General features: G+C 74.1%; 14 protein-coding genes. 11 read left to right on the plus strand and 3 right to left on the minus strand.

Annotated features, from left to right (window positions below; all coding sequences use genetic code 11):
* Positions 1-70: 70 nt before the first annotated feature.
* The 6 genes from ACFRMQ_RS24370 (at position 71) to ACFRMQ_RS24395 (ending at position 5,730) form a co-directional block, all read left to right on the plus strand.
* Positions 71-343 (plus strand): phosphoribosyl-ATP diphosphatase, encoded by a 273-nt coding sequence (locus tag ACFRMQ_RS24370; protein ID WP_030279806.1) that lies wholly within the window; start codon positions 71-73, stop codon positions 341-343.
* A 102-nt stretch (positions 344-445) separates the two neighbouring features.
* Positions 446-1,294: an ATP phosphoribosyltransferase gene (gene hisG, locus ACFRMQ_RS24375; protein WP_380732719.1), complete on the plus strand. Its 849-nt coding sequence runs from the start codon at positions 446-448 to the stop codon at positions 1,292-1,294.
* Positions 1,295-1,484: 190 nt separating this feature from the next.
* Positions 1,485-1,925: a PH domain-containing protein gene (locus ACFRMQ_RS24380; RefSeq protein ID WP_380732720.1), complete on the plus strand. Its 441-nt coding sequence runs from the start codon at positions 1,485-1,487 to the stop codon at positions 1,923-1,925.
* 268 nt (positions 1,926-2,193) lie between these two features.
* Positions 2,194-3,537 (plus strand): hemolysin family protein, encoded by a 1,344-nt coding sequence (locus ACFRMQ_RS24385; protein ID WP_380732721.1) that lies wholly within the window; start codon positions 2,194-2,196, stop codon positions 3,535-3,537.
* The gene (locus ACFRMQ_RS24390) at positions 3,534-4,580 is read left to right on the plus strand and encodes a hemolysin family protein (RefSeq protein WP_380732722.1); all 1,047 of its coding nucleotides are present in this window, start codon (positions 3,534-3,536) and stop codon (positions 4,578-4,580) included. The genes ACFRMQ_RS24385 and ACFRMQ_RS24390 overlap by 4 nt, the downstream gene beginning before the upstream one ends.
* 163 nt (positions 4,581-4,743) lie before the next feature.
* The gene (locus ACFRMQ_RS24395) at positions 4,744-5,730 is read left to right on the plus strand and encodes an NAD-dependent epimerase/dehydratase family protein (RefSeq protein ID WP_380732723.1); all 987 of its coding nucleotides are present in this window, start codon (positions 4,744-4,746) and stop codon (positions 5,728-5,730) included.
* 53 nt (positions 5,731-5,783) lie between these two features.
* Here ACFRMQ_RS24395 and ACFRMQ_RS24400 read toward each other — a convergent pair whose 3' ends face one another.
* Positions 5,784-7,892, minus strand: a complete 2,109-nt coding sequence (locus ACFRMQ_RS24400) for an AAA family ATPase (protein WP_380732729.1) — start codon at positions 7,890-7,892, stop codon at positions 5,784-5,786.
* A 389-nt stretch (positions 7,893-8,281) separates the two neighbouring features.
* Entirely contained in the window at positions 8,282-8,893 is a 612-nt protein-coding gene (locus tag ACFRMQ_RS24405; protein WP_380732730.1) for a uridine kinase, read from the minus strand.
* A gap of 308 nt (positions 8,894-9,201) precedes the next feature.
* Between ACFRMQ_RS24405 and ACFRMQ_RS24410 the strand changes: the two genes are divergently transcribed.
* On the plus strand, positions 9,202-10,365 hold the full coding sequence (locus tag ACFRMQ_RS24410; RefSeq protein WP_380732724.1) for an acyl-CoA dehydrogenase family protein: 1,164 nt from the start codon (positions 9,202-9,204) through the stop codon (positions 10,363-10,365).
* A 75-nt stretch (positions 10,366-10,440) separates the two neighbouring features.
* Here ACFRMQ_RS24410 and ACFRMQ_RS24415 read toward each other — a convergent pair whose 3' ends face one another.
* Positions 10,441-10,977 (minus strand): hypothetical protein, encoded by a 537-nt coding sequence (locus ACFRMQ_RS24415; protein ID WP_380732725.1) that lies wholly within the window; start codon positions 10,975-10,977, stop codon positions 10,441-10,443.
* 229 nt (positions 10,978-11,206) lie between these two features.
* Between ACFRMQ_RS24415 and ACFRMQ_RS24420 the strand changes: the two genes are divergently transcribed.
* The 4 genes from ACFRMQ_RS24420 to fxsA all read left to right on the plus strand — a co-directional run bounded on the left by ACFRMQ_RS24420 (position 11,207) and on the right by fxsA (position 15,905).
* Positions 11,207-11,647: an Lrp/AsnC family transcriptional regulator gene (locus ACFRMQ_RS24420; protein WP_045694655.1), complete on the plus strand. Its 441-nt coding sequence runs from the start codon at positions 11,207-11,209 to the stop codon at positions 11,645-11,647.
* Between the two features lie 31 nt (positions 11,648-11,678).
* Positions 11,679-13,286: an amidohydrolase gene (locus ACFRMQ_RS24425; RefSeq protein ID WP_380732726.1), complete on the plus strand. Its 1,608-nt coding sequence runs from the start codon at positions 11,679-11,681 to the stop codon at positions 13,284-13,286.
* Between the two features lie 335 nt (positions 13,287-13,621).
* Positions 13,622-15,271: an apolipoprotein N-acyltransferase gene (lnt, locus tag ACFRMQ_RS24430; protein ID WP_380732727.1), complete on the plus strand. Its 1,650-nt coding sequence runs from the start codon at positions 13,622-13,624 to the stop codon at positions 15,269-15,271.
* Between the two features lie 55 nt (positions 15,272-15,326).
* Positions 15,327-15,905 (plus strand): FxsA family membrane protein, encoded by a 579-nt coding sequence (gene fxsA, locus ACFRMQ_RS24435; RefSeq protein ID WP_380732728.1) that lies wholly within the window; start codon positions 15,327-15,329, stop codon positions 15,903-15,905.
* Positions 15,906-15,918 lie beyond the last annotated feature (13 nt).

Here is a 15,918-nt window from a genome sequence, read left to right on the forward strand (position 1 = left end):
TCCACGGACTGTCCACGCTCCGGGACCGTTTACCGCCCGTCAGCCCGCACGCCGTAAGGTGGCTCCCATCATGGCTTCGAAGACATTCGAGGAGCTCTTCGCCGAGCTCCAGCAGAAGGCCGCCACCGGCGACCCCTCGTCCTCCCGCACCGCCCAGCTCGTGCAGCAGGGCGTCCATTCGATCGGCAAGAAGGTCGTCGAGGAGGCCGCCGAGGTCTGGATGGCCGCCGAGTTCCAGTCGGACGAGCAGACGGCCGAGGAGATCTCGCAGCTCCTCTACCACCTGCAGGTGATGATGATCGCCCGCGGTCTGACGCTCGACGACGTCTACAAGTACCTCTGAAGGCCCGAAGAACCGCTCCACGCACCGCCCGAGCACGAGTACACCGAGTACCCCGAGCACGCCGAGTACACCCCCTCCCGACAGGTAAGGAAGCAACCTCCCATGCTGCGCATCGCCGTCCCCAACAAGGGTTCTCTCTCGGGTCCCGCGGCGGAGATGCTCCATGAGGCCGGCTACCGCCAGCGGAAGGACCCCAAGGAGCTCGTCCTCGTCGACCCGAACAACGAGGTGGAGTTCTTCTTCCTCCGCCCGCGGGACATCGCCGTCTACGTCGGCTCCGGCCGCCTGGACGTCGGCATCACCGGCCGTGACCTGCTGCTGGACTCGCACTCCAACGCCGAGGAGGTGCTCGCCCTCGGCTTCGCCGGGTCGACCTTCCGCTTCGCGCGCCCCGAGGGCGTGGACGTCGAGGACGTCAAGGGCCTGGAGGGCCTGCGGATCGCCACCTCCTACACCGGCCTGGTCGAGCAGCACCTGGCCGACCACGGGGTGAAGGCGACGGTCACCAAGCTGGACGGCGCGGTCGAGACCGCGGTGCAGCTGGGCGTCGCCGACGTGATCGCCGACGTGGTGGAGACCGGCACCAGCCTGCGCAACGCGGGCCTGGAGGTGTTCGGCGAGCCGATCCTGATCTCCGACGCCGTGGTGATCCGTCCCAAGGGCGCCGGCGAGGACACGCGGGTCGAGCAGTTCCTGCGCCGTCTCCAGGGCGTGCTGGTGGCCCGCCGCTACGTGCTGATGGACTACGACATCCGTGCCGAGAAGGTCAGCGCCGCCGTCGCGCTCACCCCGGGCCTGGAGTCGCCGACCGTCTCGCCGCTGCACACCGAGGGCTGGGTCGCGGTGCGTTCGATGGTGCTCCGCAAGGAGGCCCAGCAGATCATGGACGACCTGTGGGCCATCGGCGCCCGGGCCATCCTGGTCACCAACATCCACGCCTGCCGCCTCTGATCCCGCCGGCCGGGTGACCTGCTCGCCCGCCCGCGAGTAAAGAACGGTTCAATGGGGCGGGGACGCCGACCGCGTCCCCGCCCCTCGCGTTGCCGCCACCGGAGCTGCCGCGACCCGAACCCGCTGCCGCCACCGGAGCTGCCGCGACCGGAGCCGTGCGCCGCCACCAGAACCACCCCCGGAGACCCACGTGTCCACGCCGTCCGTCGAGATCCCCGTCACCTGGGCGCCGCGCCGCACCCGCGCCGTGCTGCTGCCGGTCTGCGCGCTGCTGGTGGTGCTGTTCGCCGTGATGGCCGTGCTGCTCCCGGAGAACTGGCAGCTCAACGACCGGATCATGATGATGGCCAGCGGTGTCCTGTTCGCGGCCGTCGGCCTGATGCTGGCCCGCCCCCGGGTGAGCGCCGACGCGGAGGGCGTGACGGTGGTCAACTTCGTCCGCAGCCGCCGGCTCGCCTGGGCCGAGATCGTCCGGGTCAACTTCCGGCAGGGCGACCCGTGGGCCACCCTCGACCTCGCCGACGGCACCTCGCTCGCCACGGTCGGCATCCAGTCCGGTGTGGGCAAGGCCCAGGCGATCGCGGACGCCCGCGCGCTGCGCGATCTGGTCGAGCGGCACGCCCGGGTCTGATCCCGGACGCCGCCCCTCTGGAACCCGGACGTTGCCCCCCCGGAACCCGGACGCCGTCCCACCCGAGACGCCCCGGCCCCGGCGGGCCGAACAGGCTTCTTACGCCCATCCGGGTATGGTCTACGCTGGTAAAAGCAGGGCAAAATGCGCCCTGCCCAGAATCGAGCGCCCGAAACCGACCTGAGGAGTGACACTCCCCCTCGATGGACGATCCGTCCGGTAGTACCTGCGCCGCCTCCGTTCCGGCTCCCGGAAGGCAGGCGGCACTGTGATCACCGCCTGGCTGCTGTTGCTCGCAGCCGTTCTCCTGATCCTCGCCAACGGCCTGTTCGTGGCCGCCGAGTTCGCCTTCGTGACCGCCGAGCGGGGGGCGGTGGAGCGCGCCGCCGAGGCGGGCGACGTCAAGGCCCACCGCGTCGCCAGGGCCCTGCGGCACCTCTCCTTCGAACTGTCCGGCGCCCAGCTCGGCATCACCGTCACCTCGCTGGTGGTCGGCATGCTCGCCGAGCCGGCCCTGTCCACCCTGCTCGAACCCGTGATGTCCGGCATCGGCGTGCCCGACTCGGCAGCCCGAGGCGTCGCCGTGGTCGTCGGCATGGTGCTGGCCACCGTCGTCCAGATGGTGATCGGCGAGCTGGTGCCCAAGAACTGGGCGATCTCCCGCCCGCTCCAGGTGGCCCGCGCGGTCGCCGCCCCGCACATGGCGTTCTCCTTCGTCTGCCGCCCGCTGATCAGCTTCCTCAACGGCGCCGCCGACCGGACCGTCCGGGCCTTCGGCATCGAGCCGCAGGAGGAGCTGGGACACGCCCGGACCCCGGACGAGCTGGTCTCGCTGGCCCGCCACTCGGCGAAGGCCGGCGCGATAGACGAGGAGTCGGCGACCCTGTTCGTCCGCACCCTGGGCCTGGGCGAGCTGACCGCCGAGTCCGTGATGACCCCGCGGGTCGACGTGGCCGCGCTCCAGCGCGACGCCACCGCCTCCGACGTCATCAACCTGACCCGGGCCACCGGCCTGTCCCGCTTCCCGGTCTACACCGACAGCATGGACGAGATCACCGGCATCGTCACGCTCAAGGACGCCCTGGCCGTCCCGGCCGCCCGGCGCGGCCTGGTGAAGGTCGGCGAGCTGACCTCGCCGCCGCTGCTGGTGCCCGAGACGCTGCCCGCCGAGCGGCTGCTCGACCAGCTGCGCCGCCTCCAGCCGATGGCCATCGTGGTCGACGAGTACGGCGGCACCGCCGGTGTCGTCACCGTCGAGGACATCGTCGAGGAGATAGTCGGCGAGGTGCAGGACGAGCACGACCCCGACGACCACCCCGAGCTGCTCCTGCTGCCGCCGGTCGACGGCCTGCCGGTCTGGGAGGCCGACGGCCGCACCCGGATCGACCAGCTGGAGCGGATCGGCCTGAACGCCCCGGACGGTCCGTACGAGACCCTCGCCGGGCTGGTCGCCGATCTGCTCGGCAAGCTCCCCGAGGTGGGCGAGCGGGCCGAGCTGCCCGGCTGGCGCCTGACCGTCACCGGAGTCGACCGGCACCGCACCACCGAGGTCCGGGTGGAGCGCACCAGCGCGCCCGCGCAGTTCGACGAGCACGGGGAGGAGGGCCGATGACCGCCCTGCAACTGGCCATCGCGCTGCTGCTCCTGCTCGGCAACGCCTTCTTCGTCGGCGCCGAGTTCGCCGTGGTGTCGGTGCGCCGCAGCCAGATCGAACCGCTCGCCGAGGCCGGGCACAAGCGCGCCCGCACCGTGCTGCACGCGCTGTCCAACGTCTCCGCGATGCTGGCCGCCGCCCAGCTCGGCATCACCGTCTGCTCGCTGGGCCTCGGTGCCCTCGCCGAGCCGACCATCGCCTCGCTGCTGGAGGGCCCGTTCCACGCGATCGGCGTCCCGTCCGGCCTGATGCACCCGCTCTCCTACGGGATCTCGCTCGCCGTCGTGGTCTTCCTCCACATGGTGATCGGCGAGATGGTGCCGAAGAACATGGCCATGGCCGGCCCGGAGAAGGCCGCACTGTGGCTCGGCCCGCCGCTGGACCGGCTGGCCCGCTGGCTCGCCCCGGTGATCCGGGTGCTGAACGCCTTCGCCAACGGCATCCTGAAGCTGTTCCGGGTGGACGCCAAGGACGAGGTCGAGTCGGTGTTCACCACCGAGCAGCTGATGTACCTGCTGGTCGACTCCCGGGACGCGGGCCTGCTCGACGAGGACCGCCAGGAGCGCCTGGAGGACGCCCTCGAGCTGGGCCGCCGCCCGGTCACCGAGGTGTTGCTGAAGCCCGAGCAGCTGGTCACCGTGGACACCAAGGCGACCGCCGCCGAGGTCGAGCAGCTGGCGCTGCGCACCGGCTTCTCGCGCTTCCCGGTCACCGACGGCGACCCGGCCGGCCACGGCTACCTCGGCTACCTCCACCTCAAGGACATCCTCGACGTGGAGGACCCCTCGGCGCCCGTCCCGGCCCGCCTGTGGCGGCCGATCACGGTGCTGCGCGGCAGCCTCCCGCTGGACGACGCCCTCGGTGCGATGCGCCGGGCCGCCTGCCACCTGGCCGCCGTGCTGGACCAGGACGGGCGCACGCTCGGCGTGGTCATGCTGGAGGACGTGCTGGAGGAACTGGTCGGCGAGATGCACGACCCGGACCACCGCGCCACGGTCTGACCCGCGCGACGCCTGACCCGGGCCGAGGCCCGACCCGCGTGACAGCCTGATCCGGGCCACGGTCCGACCCGCGGCCGGGCGGGCCCCGGCGTTCGCCGACGGCGATTCTGCTGAGAGCAGGCAGCCGTTCCATGCCCACCACCCTGGCAGCAGGGTGGTGGGCATGAGACTTCTCCTGCTGGGTGGAACCAAGTTCGTCGGACGGGCCGTCGCCGAGGAGGCGCTGGCCAGGGGCTGGGAGGTGACGGCCCTCAACCGCGGCACCCGGCCCGCCCCCGAGGGAGTGCGGGCGCTGTCGGGCGACCGCACCGCCGAGGACGGGCTCGCGGCGTTGGGCACGGGGGAGTGGGACGCGGTGGTGGACACCTGGTCCTGGGCCCCCGCGGCGGTGCGCGACAGTGCCCGTTTCCTGAACGGCAGGGTCGGCCACTACGCGTACCTCTCCAGCCGGTCGGTGTACGACCACCCGCTGGCGGCCGGCGCCGACGAGACCGCGCCGGTGGTCGCCTCCTCCCCGGACCTCACCGGCGAGGTGCCGTACGCCGAGACCAAACGCGGCGCGGAACTGGCCCTGGAGGCGGAGTTCGGCGGGCGGGCGCTGCTGGCCCGGGCCGGGCTGATCCTCGGCCCGTACGAGGACATCGGCCGGCTGCCCTGGTGGCTCGACCGGATCGCCGAGGGCGGCCCGGTGCTCGCTCCGGGGCCGCGCGATCTGGCCCTCCAGTACATCGACGTGCGCGATCTCGCGGTCTGGACCCTGGACGCCGTGGTGGCCGGGCTCGGCGGGGCGTACAACCTGGTCGGCCCGTCCGGCCACGCCACCATGGGCGAACTGCTGGAGGCCTGCGTGCGGGCCACCGGCTCGGACGCCGAGCTGCGCTGGACGGCGCCGGAGCGGATCCTCGCGGCGGGCATCGAGCCGTGGACCGAGTTGCCGATCTGGCTGGCGCCCGGCGAGCTGTGCGACTTCATGCACGCCGGTTCGGTCGAGCGCGCGCTCGGCGCCGGGCTGCGCTGCCGCCCGGTGGCCGAGACGGTCCAGGACACCTGGGCCTGGCTTCGCTCGATCGGCGGGAAGGCACCGCAGCGGGAGGACCGGGCCAGGGTCGGGCTGGACCGCGAGCGGGAGAACGCCGTCCTCGACGGCTGACCGGTGCGGGGCCGGGGCGGCGATCAGCCCCGGCCGCACGATCCGTCGCGCGATCAGCCCCGGCCGTCGATCAGCTCCCCGTACGCCTGCACCAGGTCCGGCAGCCGCAGGGTGGCCAGGTCCTCCCGGCCCGGCGGCTCGCGCAGCAGCGACAGCCGCAGGTCCCGGTAGGCGCAGGACTTCTCGTACAGGGTGCGGATGAAACGGCCGTTGCCCAGCTCGTCGATCCAGCCCTCGTGGACCACGTGGGTGCAGATGCTGGCCAGTTCCTCGGCGGCGTCCTCGTCCCAGCCGTCGCCGTCCCGGCCGGCCAGTGCGGCGCCGATCGCGGTCAGCTCTCCGGGGCGGTAGCTGGGGAAGTCGACCCTGGTGGTGAAGCGGGAGTTGAGGCCGGGATTGGTGGCGAGCAGCCGGTTCATGCCCTCGGGGTAGCCGGCCAGGATCACCACCAGCCGGTCCCGGTTGTCCTCGGCGCGCTTGAGCAGCACCTGGAGCGCCTCGTCGCCGTACGCGTCACCCTTGGTGTAGCCGGAGTTGGACAGGCTGTACGCCTCGTCGATGAACAGCACGCCGTCCAGCGCCGAGTCGATCAGCTCGTTCGCCTTCACGGCGGTCTGGCCGAGGAACTCGCCGACGAGGTCGGCCCGTTGGGCCTCGACCAGGTGGTCGCCGGAGAGCAGGCCGAGGGCGTGGAAGACCCGGCCGAGGATGCGGGCCACGGTGGTCTTGCCGGTGCCCGAGGGGCCGGAGAAGACGAAGTGGCGCTTCGGCGGCTGGACCGGAAGCCCCTGTTCGGCCCGCAGTCGCGACATCCTCAACTGGGCTGACAGTGCCCGCACTTGGCGCTTGACCGGCTCCAGGCCGACCATCAGGGAGAGTTCAGCCAGGGCCGCGTCCAACTCCCGTTCGTCACCGTCGTTCCGGGCCTCGGGCGCGGTGGCGGTCCGGGGCTGCGCCTGGCCTCGGCCGGGCAGCTGGGCCGGTGCGGCGGGGCCGGTCGGGGCGCCCCAGCCGGAGCGCTCACCGGCCGACCGCGGGGCGCCGTCGGCCGGTGCGGCGCCCGCCGGGCCCGCGTCCACCGAACCGGCGTCCACCGAGGCGGATTCCATCGATCCCGCGTCCACCAGACCCGCGTCCACCGAACCGGCGTTCGCCGGACCCGGGTCCGCGAACCCGGTCTCCACCGCGGACCCGCCACCCGGAGGCGCCATGCCGGACGACCCGCCGGTCGCCACCCCGTCGCCGGAGACCGTCGCGCCGCCGGGCCCGCCCACACCTTCGAACTCCTCGTCGTACTCCGGAATCCCGGCGAACCCGCCGTCCTCCGGGTACCCGGCCCCAAGGCCCGGACCGCCCGCCGCGCCGCCGTCGGCGCCGCCCGGGCGCCCGCCGGCCGGCTGCCCGCCGGTGAGCGGCCCGCCCGCCGTCAGCGCGTCCCCGAGCCCGTCCGCGAGCGGGTCCTCGGCCGCGATGGCCGCCAGCCGCGTCGCGGTGTCCATGAACGCCGGGTCCGCCCGGTGCACCGCCCGGTAGAGCGGCAGCGCCGCCGCACTGCGCCCGGCGCCCTCGTACGCCCGCGCCAGCCAGTACCGCAGTTCCTTGCGCTGCGGCTGCTCGGAGCGGCAGCGGGCCAGCGAGGCCGCCAGCGGGGCCTGGGCCTGGGCGCACATGTCCAGCCGGACCCGCGCCATGCCGGCGAACAGCCCGGCCTCGATGCCGAGCAGCGGGTCGTCCAGCAGGTGGTCGGTGTCCCGGATCAGCTGCTCCCAGTCCTTCAGCAGGTAGGCGCGGCAGGCGTACAGGAAGCGGGCGCAGGGGTCCTCGGCGGGTGCCGGGCACTGCTCCAACGCGCGGTCCAGCTCGGCGAGGTGGCGTCCGTCCAGCCAGTGCGAGGCGTGTGCCAGTGCGAGGTCCCGGGGGTCCTCCAGCACGGGTTGCACCCACCAGCCCAGCCAGTACCAGGAACTGAGCGGGCGTCGGTGCAGCCTCCGCTGCTCGCCGAAGCGGTTCCGGTTGCGGTACATGGCCAGCAGTGCCGCCGACGTGTCGCTGCGCAGCGCGTGCAGGCCGAGCCAGGCGTCGGCCATGCCCGGGTCCAGCCGGACGGCCGCCCGGAACTCCTCCTCGGCCCGCGCGTAGGCGCCGGCCGTGTACGCGTCCATGGCGCGCAGCCAGGCACGGTCGGCGAGCCGGTCCGGCCCGTCTTCCGTGCTGTCGGAACTGTCCACCGTCGTCACTCACGCCCCCCGCGGTGCGGCCCGGGGCTCGGCCGGCGAGTCGCCTGCGCCTTGCCTGGCCGGTGGTCGTCGACCCCCTGTGGCGCAACTGCGCCTGCCAGGAATCGTACCGGCGCGGGGCTGATCCGTAAGGGTGCCGTACAGGGTCAAATGCGACGGTGTGAGCGGCCGTTGAGCGGTCGGGTGACGAAACGGGCGGCGGGGGAGCGAGTTTCGGAAGGGGACCGGACGGCGCCCTCGACTCACGGGGGAACAAGCCGGGGGCGCCGGGTCCGAGGCAACCGGAATAATGCGTTCCGGTGGCTGGTCCGAACCTAGGTCCTGGCGATGTCGCAGGTCAAGAAACTGGTTGAAGATTCACCCACGGTGCCCGGCGCGATCCGTCCGGTCACCCCGTCGACCCGGGTCGCGGCGTACGGACGGCTCGGATCGGCGGCGAAATGCGCCGATTCGGCCCGGGCCCAACCCGCCCAGAACTCGGCCAGTTCCGGACCGTCCCGTTCCTCGCCGCGCCGCCGGGCCGAAACGGCGTCCAGCTCCATCCAGACCACCCGGGCCAGCCACGGCCGCACCGCCCGCCGCCCCGCGCCGACCCCCTCCACCAGCACCACCGGGGCGACCGGCACCGCCGCCGTGCCCTCGAAGCGCCGCGACGTCCAGTCGTACACCCGGTACTCGGCGTCCCGCCCGGCCGCCAGCGGCTCCAGCACCTGCTCGCGCAGCCGCCCGGTCCAGCCGAACGGCTCGCGGTGGGTGGCCAGGTCGTCGAGGTGCACCACCGGGGCACCGCCGAGCGCCGCCGCCAGCCGCCCGGCGAAGGTGGTCTTGCCGGAGCCCGCGTGCCCGTCCACCGCGACCAGTCGCACCGGTCCGCAGGACGGCGGCAGCGCGCGCAGTTCCTCGGCGAGGGCGGCGAGCGCCGTCAGCCGGTCCACGGGGGCGGGCCGGAACGGGCCCGGGGCGGGACGAAGCGAGGGCGGGACGGGCCTCGACGGAGGCGGGACGGGTTCGAATGCAGCCACAACGTCAACCCTACGGTGCCGTAGCCCGCCACTGCGGACAGAACATCTGCGCAGGTCGTGACGCCGGCACGGGTTTCGGGCATACTCGCCTTCGCCACGACTGTGAACGACCGTTCACCGCGACCCGGTGCCGGTCGGGCCGATCTGCTAGACCCGCGCCGGACCGGGCCGACACCCGCGTCCGGCGCCCGATCGAGGAGGCGACCACCGCCATGACCCCGTCCCCTGTGAAAGCCGTGGAGCGCCAGCTGCCCAGCGAGGAGGCCCACGAGCTGCTGGGCCTCACCCGGGACCTGGTCCAGCGCGAACTCCAGCCGCGCGCGGCGGAGGACGAGGCCGCCGGCCGCTTCCCGCGGGAGGTCTTCCGGACCCTCGGGGAGGCCGGCCTGCTCTCCCTCCCGTACGACGAGCGGTACGGCGGCGGCGAACAGCCCTACGAGGTGTACCTCCAGGTGCTGGAGGAGCTCGCGGCCGGCTGGCTCGCCATAGGCCTCGGCGTCAGCGTGCACACCCTGTCCTGCCACGCGCTGGCCACCTTCGGCACCGACGAGCAGCGCGACCAGTGGCTGCCCGGCATGCTCTCCGGCGAACAGCTCGGCGCCTACTGCCTCTCCGAGCCGCAGTCCGGCTCCGACGCGGCCGCGCTGCGCACCCGCGCCGACCTCGACGGCGACGCGTACGTGGTGAACGGCACCAAGGCCTGGATCACCCACGGCGGCCAGGCCGACTTCTACAGCGCCCTGGTGCGCACCGGCGCCGACGGGCCCAAGGGCATCAGCTGCCTGCTGGTCCCCGGCGCCCAGCAGGGCCTGTCCGCGGCCCCGCCGGAGCGCAAGATGGGCATGCGCTCGTCGCCGACCGCGCAGCTGCACTTCGACGGCGCCCGGGTCCCCTGCGAACGGCTGGTCGGCGAGGAGGGGCAGGGCTTCCAGATAGCGCTCGCCGCACTGGACTCCGGCCGCCTCGGCATCGCCGCCTGCGCGATCGGCGTCGCCCAGGCCGCGCTCGACCTCGCGGTCGACTACGCCCGTACCCGGCAGCAGTTCGGCCGCCCGATCGCCGAGTTCCAGGGCCTGTCCTTCCTGCTCGCCGACATGGCCACGCAGGTCGAGGCGGGGCGCTCGCTCTACCTCACCGCCGCGCGCCTGAAGGACGCCGGGCGGCCGTTCTCCAAGGAGGCGGCGATGGCCAAGCTGTTCTGCACCGACGCGGCGATGCGGGTGACCACCGACGCCGTCCAGGTGCTCGGCGGCTACGGCTACACCCAGGACTTCCCGGCCGAGCGCTACATGCGCGAGGCCAAGGTGCTCCAGATCGTCGAGGGCACCAACCAGATCCAGCGCCTGGTGATCGGGCGCCACCTCACGAAGGCCTGACGCCTTCCCCCCATACGGCCTCCGGCCGTCGCTCCAGGGTGCGGAGTGACGGCCGGAGGCATTCCGACGTGGTCGTCAACTCGCCTTGGCCGCGCGGGCGGTACGGGCGTTGCGGGCGTTCATCGCGGCGCGGCGGCGCTGCTCCGGGATCGCGGCCCGGAGCGCCGCGACGGTCGGCACGGCGGCCACGGCGGGCGTGTCCTGGTCGACCGCGGCGAGCTTCACCGGGCGGTGCGCCACGGCGTGCGAGAACGGCTGGGTGCGCCAGTCCAGCCCGCTCGGGAGCTTGGACAGCGCGTCGAAACCGGCCGGTTCGGCGTCCTCGGGAGCCTCGACCTCGGCCAGGTCGTCGGTCGGCGCGCCCGAACCCGGGCAGATGGCGGGGGCGAAGGGGTTCCAGGCGGTCGGCAGCAGTGCGTGCTGCGGAAGCAGCTCCTCGTCCGCCGGCAACGCGATCGGGCGGCGGCACTCGGGGCAGTGGACCCGCAGGACGTCCCAGGCGTCCGCCTCGCCGGGGTCGGTGCCCGGCATGTGGTCGACCGCGAGGTCCTCGCGGTCGGTCAGATCGTCGGTCTCGTCAGCGCCCAGCACACGCTGATCAGTAGCAGGCATGAGGATCCCCCTAGGATCGGGCCCGGCATGGTCGTCCAGGGCCACAACCAGCACTTCCCTGCGATTCGGACTCATAACCCTGCGGTGTCGTGCACCGTGATGCACCGGGTGTGCCCTTGGTCACATCCGATGCCACATTCACCCGGCATGTGCCCCCTTGGCACCTGCGATCCTTCCCCGTGCCACCGCGTGCGCCCCCCGTGCTCCCGACCGGGTAGGTTTGCGCACTGTGGAGGATCTCGACCAACGCATCGTCCAGCTGCTCCTCGAAGACGGCCGGATGAGCTACACGGACCTGGGCAAGGCCACCGGCCTGTCCACCTCGGCGGTGCACCAGCGGGTGCGCCGCCTCGAACAGCGCGGGGTGATCCGCGGCTACACCGCGATCATCGACCCCGACGCCGTCGACCTGGCGCTGACAGCGTTCATCTCGGTCAAACCCTTCGACCCCAGCGCCCCCGACGACACCCCCGAGCGCCTGGCCGGCCTGCCCGAGATCGAGGCCTGCCACAGCGTCGCCGGTGACGAGAACTACATCCTGAAGGTCCGCGTCGGCGCCCCCGGCGACCTCGAGGACCTGCTCGCCCGCATCCGCAGCGCCGCCGGCGTCTCGACCCGCACCACCGTCGTCCTGTCCACCCCGTACGAGGCGCGACCCCCGAAGCTCTGACCGCGAACCGGTGGGGTGCAGACTGGGCGGCATGACCGAAAGCACCCCCCCGACCGTCCTGCTGCGCGGCGGCGCCGTCTACAGCCCCGCCGACCCCTTCGCCACCGCGATGCTCGTGGAGGGCGGGCACGTCGCCTGGGTCGGCAGTGACGGCGCCGCCGAGGCCTACGCCGCGGCCGCCGACGAGATCGTCGAGCTGGACGGCGCCCTGGTCACCCCCGCCTTCGTGGACGCCCACGTGCACGCGACCGCCACCGGCCTGGCGCTCACCGGCCTCGACCTCACCGGCAGCCCCTCGCTGGCCGCCACCCTGGCCGCCGTCACCGCCTTCGTCGACGCCCGGCCCGAGGCCGGCGGGGTGCTGATCGGCCACGGCTGGGACGAGACCGGCTGGCCCGAGGGCCGTCCGCCCACGCTCGCCGAACTCGACGCCGCCGCCCGTGGCGCCGCGCTGTACCTCTCCCGCACCGACGTCCACTCCGCGCTCGCCACCACCGCGCTGCGCACCCTCGCCGAGGGCCTGGCCGAGACGCCGGGCTTCGATCCCGAGGGCCCGCTCACCAAGGGCGCCCACCACGCCGTCCGGCAGACCGCGCTCGCCCGCCTCACCCCCGACCAGCGCCGCCGAGCCCAGCGCGCCACCTTGGCCCGCGCCGCCGAACTCGGCATCGGCGCGCTGCACGAGTGCGCCGGCCCGGAGATCTCCTCCGAGGCCGACCTGGCCGCCCTGCTGGCCCTGGCCGCCGACGGCGAGGGGCCCGAAGTCTTCGGCTACTGGGGCGAGTTGGGCGGTGTCGAGACCGCCCGCAGGCTCGGCGCGGTGGGCGCCGGCGGCGACCTCTTCGTGGACGGCGCGCTCGGCTCGCACACCGCCTGCCTGCACACCCCGTACGCCGACGCCGAGCACACCGGCACCGCCTACCTGACCGCCGAGCAGGTCGCCGACCACGTCGCCGCCTGCACCGAGGCCGGACTCCAGGCCGGCTTCCACGCCATCGGTGACGCGGCCGTCACGGCGGTCGTCGACGGTGTCCGGGCGGCCGGCGAGCGGGTCGGCGCCGACCGGGTCAAGGCCCTGCGCCACCGGGTCGAGCACGCCGAGGCCCTGGACGACAAGGCCGTCGCCGCCTTCGCCGAGCTCGGCCTGACCGCCTCCGTCCAGCCCGCCTTCGACGCCGCCTGGGGCGGCCCGGAGGGCATGTACGTCCAGCGCCTGGGAGCCGAGCGGGCGGCCGCCCTCAACCCCTTCGCCGCCCTGCTGCGGGCCGGCGTCCCGCTGGCCTTCGGCTCGGACGCCCCGGTCACCCCGCTCGACCCCTGGGGCACCGTCCGCGCGGCCGCCTTCCACCGGACCCTGGACCACCGGATCTCGGTGCGCGCCGCCTTCACCGCCCACACCCGCGGCGGCTGGCGCGCCATCGGCCGTGACCAGGACGGCGTGCTGGTGCCCGGCGCGGTCGCCAGCTACGCGATCTGGGAGGCCGGCGACCTCGTCGTCCAGGCCCCGGACTCCCGGGTGGCCGGCTGGTCCACCGACCCGCGCTCCGGCACCCCCGGCCTGCCCGACCTCACCCCCGGCCACCCGCTGCCGACCTGCCTGCGCACCGTGGTCCGCGGCCGCACCGTGTACCAGCGGTAGAAGCCGTGGTGGGGGGGGGGGCGCCGCGCCCGCCGGCCGCCCCGGGGGGGGCACGCGCCCGCCCGCCCCGGCCCCCCCCGACCCCCCCCCCCCCCCCCCCGGGACCACCCCCTCACCCCCCCCCGCTCCGGGCCGACCGGGCCCACCTCAACGCCCCGCCCCACCACGCCGTCACAACGCCGTCACCACCCGGCTCACCGGCCACCGGCCGCTGCGGGAGTTCCGCCGCGTCCCGCGCCGGGCCGCTGTCACCCTGACCTCACGGGCCGCCGACGTTCCGGGGTACCTTCTTCGCACAGCGTCCGAACAGCAAGCCCCAGGAAGATGGTGCGCCGGTGGCCACTCCCGTCACCCAGGAGCGGTCCGGGACCGCGCCCGAGCCCCAGGAGCCGGAAGCGCCCCGGCCCGGCCGGGCGGCCCGCGCGCTCGCCAAGGTCCGCGCCGGACTGCCCCGCACCGGCCTCGCAGCCCTGTCCGGCCTGCTGCTGGCCTTCGCCTTCCCGCCGTACGACCTGTGGCCGCTGTCGCTGCTCGGCGTCGCCGCGCTCTCGCTGCTCACCCGGGGCCGCACCTTCCGCCAGGGCCTCTGGACGGGCTTCGCCTTCGGCCTGCCGTTCTTCCTGATGCTGCTCAGCTGGCTGCGGGTGGTCGGCTGGGACGCCACGGTCGGCCTGTCCGTCATCGAGGCGCTGTTCCTCGCCCTGCTCGGCGGCGCGCTGGCCGTCACCTCCCGGTTGCCCGGCCGGCCGCTCTGGGCGGCCTGCCTGTGGATCACCCAGGAGTGGGCCCGGGACCGGCTGCCGCTCGGCGGCTTCCCCTGGGGCCGGCTCGCCTTCGCCAACACCGCCACCCCGTACACCCCGCTCGCGGCGCTCGGCGGCGCACCGCTGGTGACCTTCGCGGTCGCCCTCTCCGGCGCCCTGTTGGCCTGGGCCGCGACGCGCCTGCGCGGGCCGGGCCGGGCCCCGAAGGCGGCCGCGCTGGCGGCGCTGGGCGCGGTGGCCGCGCTGCTCGCCGGCTACCTCGTCCCGGTGCCCACCGTCGCGGCCGACACCGTCAAGGTCGCCATCGTCCAGGGCAACGTGCCCAACCCGGGCATGGACTTTCTGGGCCGCCCGATGATGGTCCTCAACAACCACGCCTCGGCCACCGAGCGGCTCGCCGCCGACATCGAGGCCGGCAAGGTCGAGCGCCCGGACATCGTGATCTGGCCGGAGAACTCCTCCGACCTCGACCCGTTCAGCGATCCGCCGGCCCGTCAGCGGATCGACGAGGCCGTGAAGGCGGTCGGCGTGCCGACCCTGGTCGGCACCCTGGTGGACGGCCCGGACGCCCAGCACGTCCAGAACGAGGGCATCGTCTGGGACCCGGTCACCGGCCCCGGCGCCTCCTACACCAAGCAGCACCCCGTCCCGTTCGGCGAGTACGTGCCCTTCCGCGCCCAGCTGATGAAGGTGGTCACCCGCCTCCAGCGGGTCGCCCGGGACTTCTACCCCGGCGACCACAACGGCGTGATGCAGCTCGGCCCGGCCCGGATCGGCGACGTGATCTGCTTCGAGGTGGCGTACGACGAGATCGTCCGCGACACCGTGGACAGCGGCGCCCGGGTCCTGGTCGTCCAGACCAACAACGCGACCTACGCCAGGACCGGCCAGCCCGAGCAGCAGCTCGCGATGAGCCGGCTGCGGGCCGTCGAGCACGGCCGGGCGGTGCTGATCGCCGCCACCAGCGGCATCAGCGCGGTGATCTCCCCGGACGGCGGCGTCCAGCAGCGCACCGAGGAACTGACCGCGGCCGAGCTGTCGGCCACCGTCCCGCTGCGCGACGGCACCACGGTGGCCGACCGGGTCGGCGCCGTCCCGGAGTGGACGCTGGCCGTCGGAGGCCTGCTGGCCTGCGCCGCGGCCGTCCTGATCGGCCGCCGGAAGAGGGCCTCGAACGGAACACCGGCCGAACGGGAATCGTTGGACCAGGTGGTGCCGTAGCCGGCCCGGACCTCCCGTGCGGCGCGCAGAGCACCGCTTGGAGTGGATTCGTACCGTGACCCAGCAAGCTACCCCCACCCGTCCGGCCCCGCGTAGCAGGCTGCGCCGGGCGCTGCCGCTGCTGATCACCGCCTGGCTGGTGCTGGAGATCTGGCTGCTGGTCCAGGTCGGCTCGTGGCTGGGCGGCCTCACCGTCGTGCTGCTGCTCGTCGCGGGCGCCCTGATCGGCGGCTCGCTGATCAAGCGGGCCGGACTGAAGGCGCTGTCGGCGGCGATCGAGCAGAGCAAGAACCCGCAGTCCCAGCAGCCGCAGACCGGCACCAGCATGACCGTGCTGGCCGGCCTGCTGCTGATCGTGCCCGGCTTCCTGTCGGACGTGCTCGCCCTGACGCTGCTCTTCCCGCCCACCCGGGCGCTGTGGCGGCTGGCCGGGCGTCGGGCGGCGGACCAGGTGCTGCGCCGCGCCTCCGCCGCCGGCACCGACCCGCTGGCGGACGCGATGCGGCTCCAGGAGCAGCTGCGCATCCACCGCCCGGACGGCAAGGTGATCCAGGGCGAGGTGGTGGACCCGGAGGCCGGTCCGCGCGGCCCGCAGGGCCCGGACACCGGCTACCGCCCGCCGCTGGCCGGCTGACGGCGGCGGGTCC

This window comes from Kitasatospora sp. NPDC056783, from assembly GCF_042789895.1.
In the GTDB taxonomy this organism is placed as follows: domain Bacteria; phylum Actinomycetota; class Actinomycetes; order Streptomycetales; family Streptomycetaceae; genus Kitasatospora.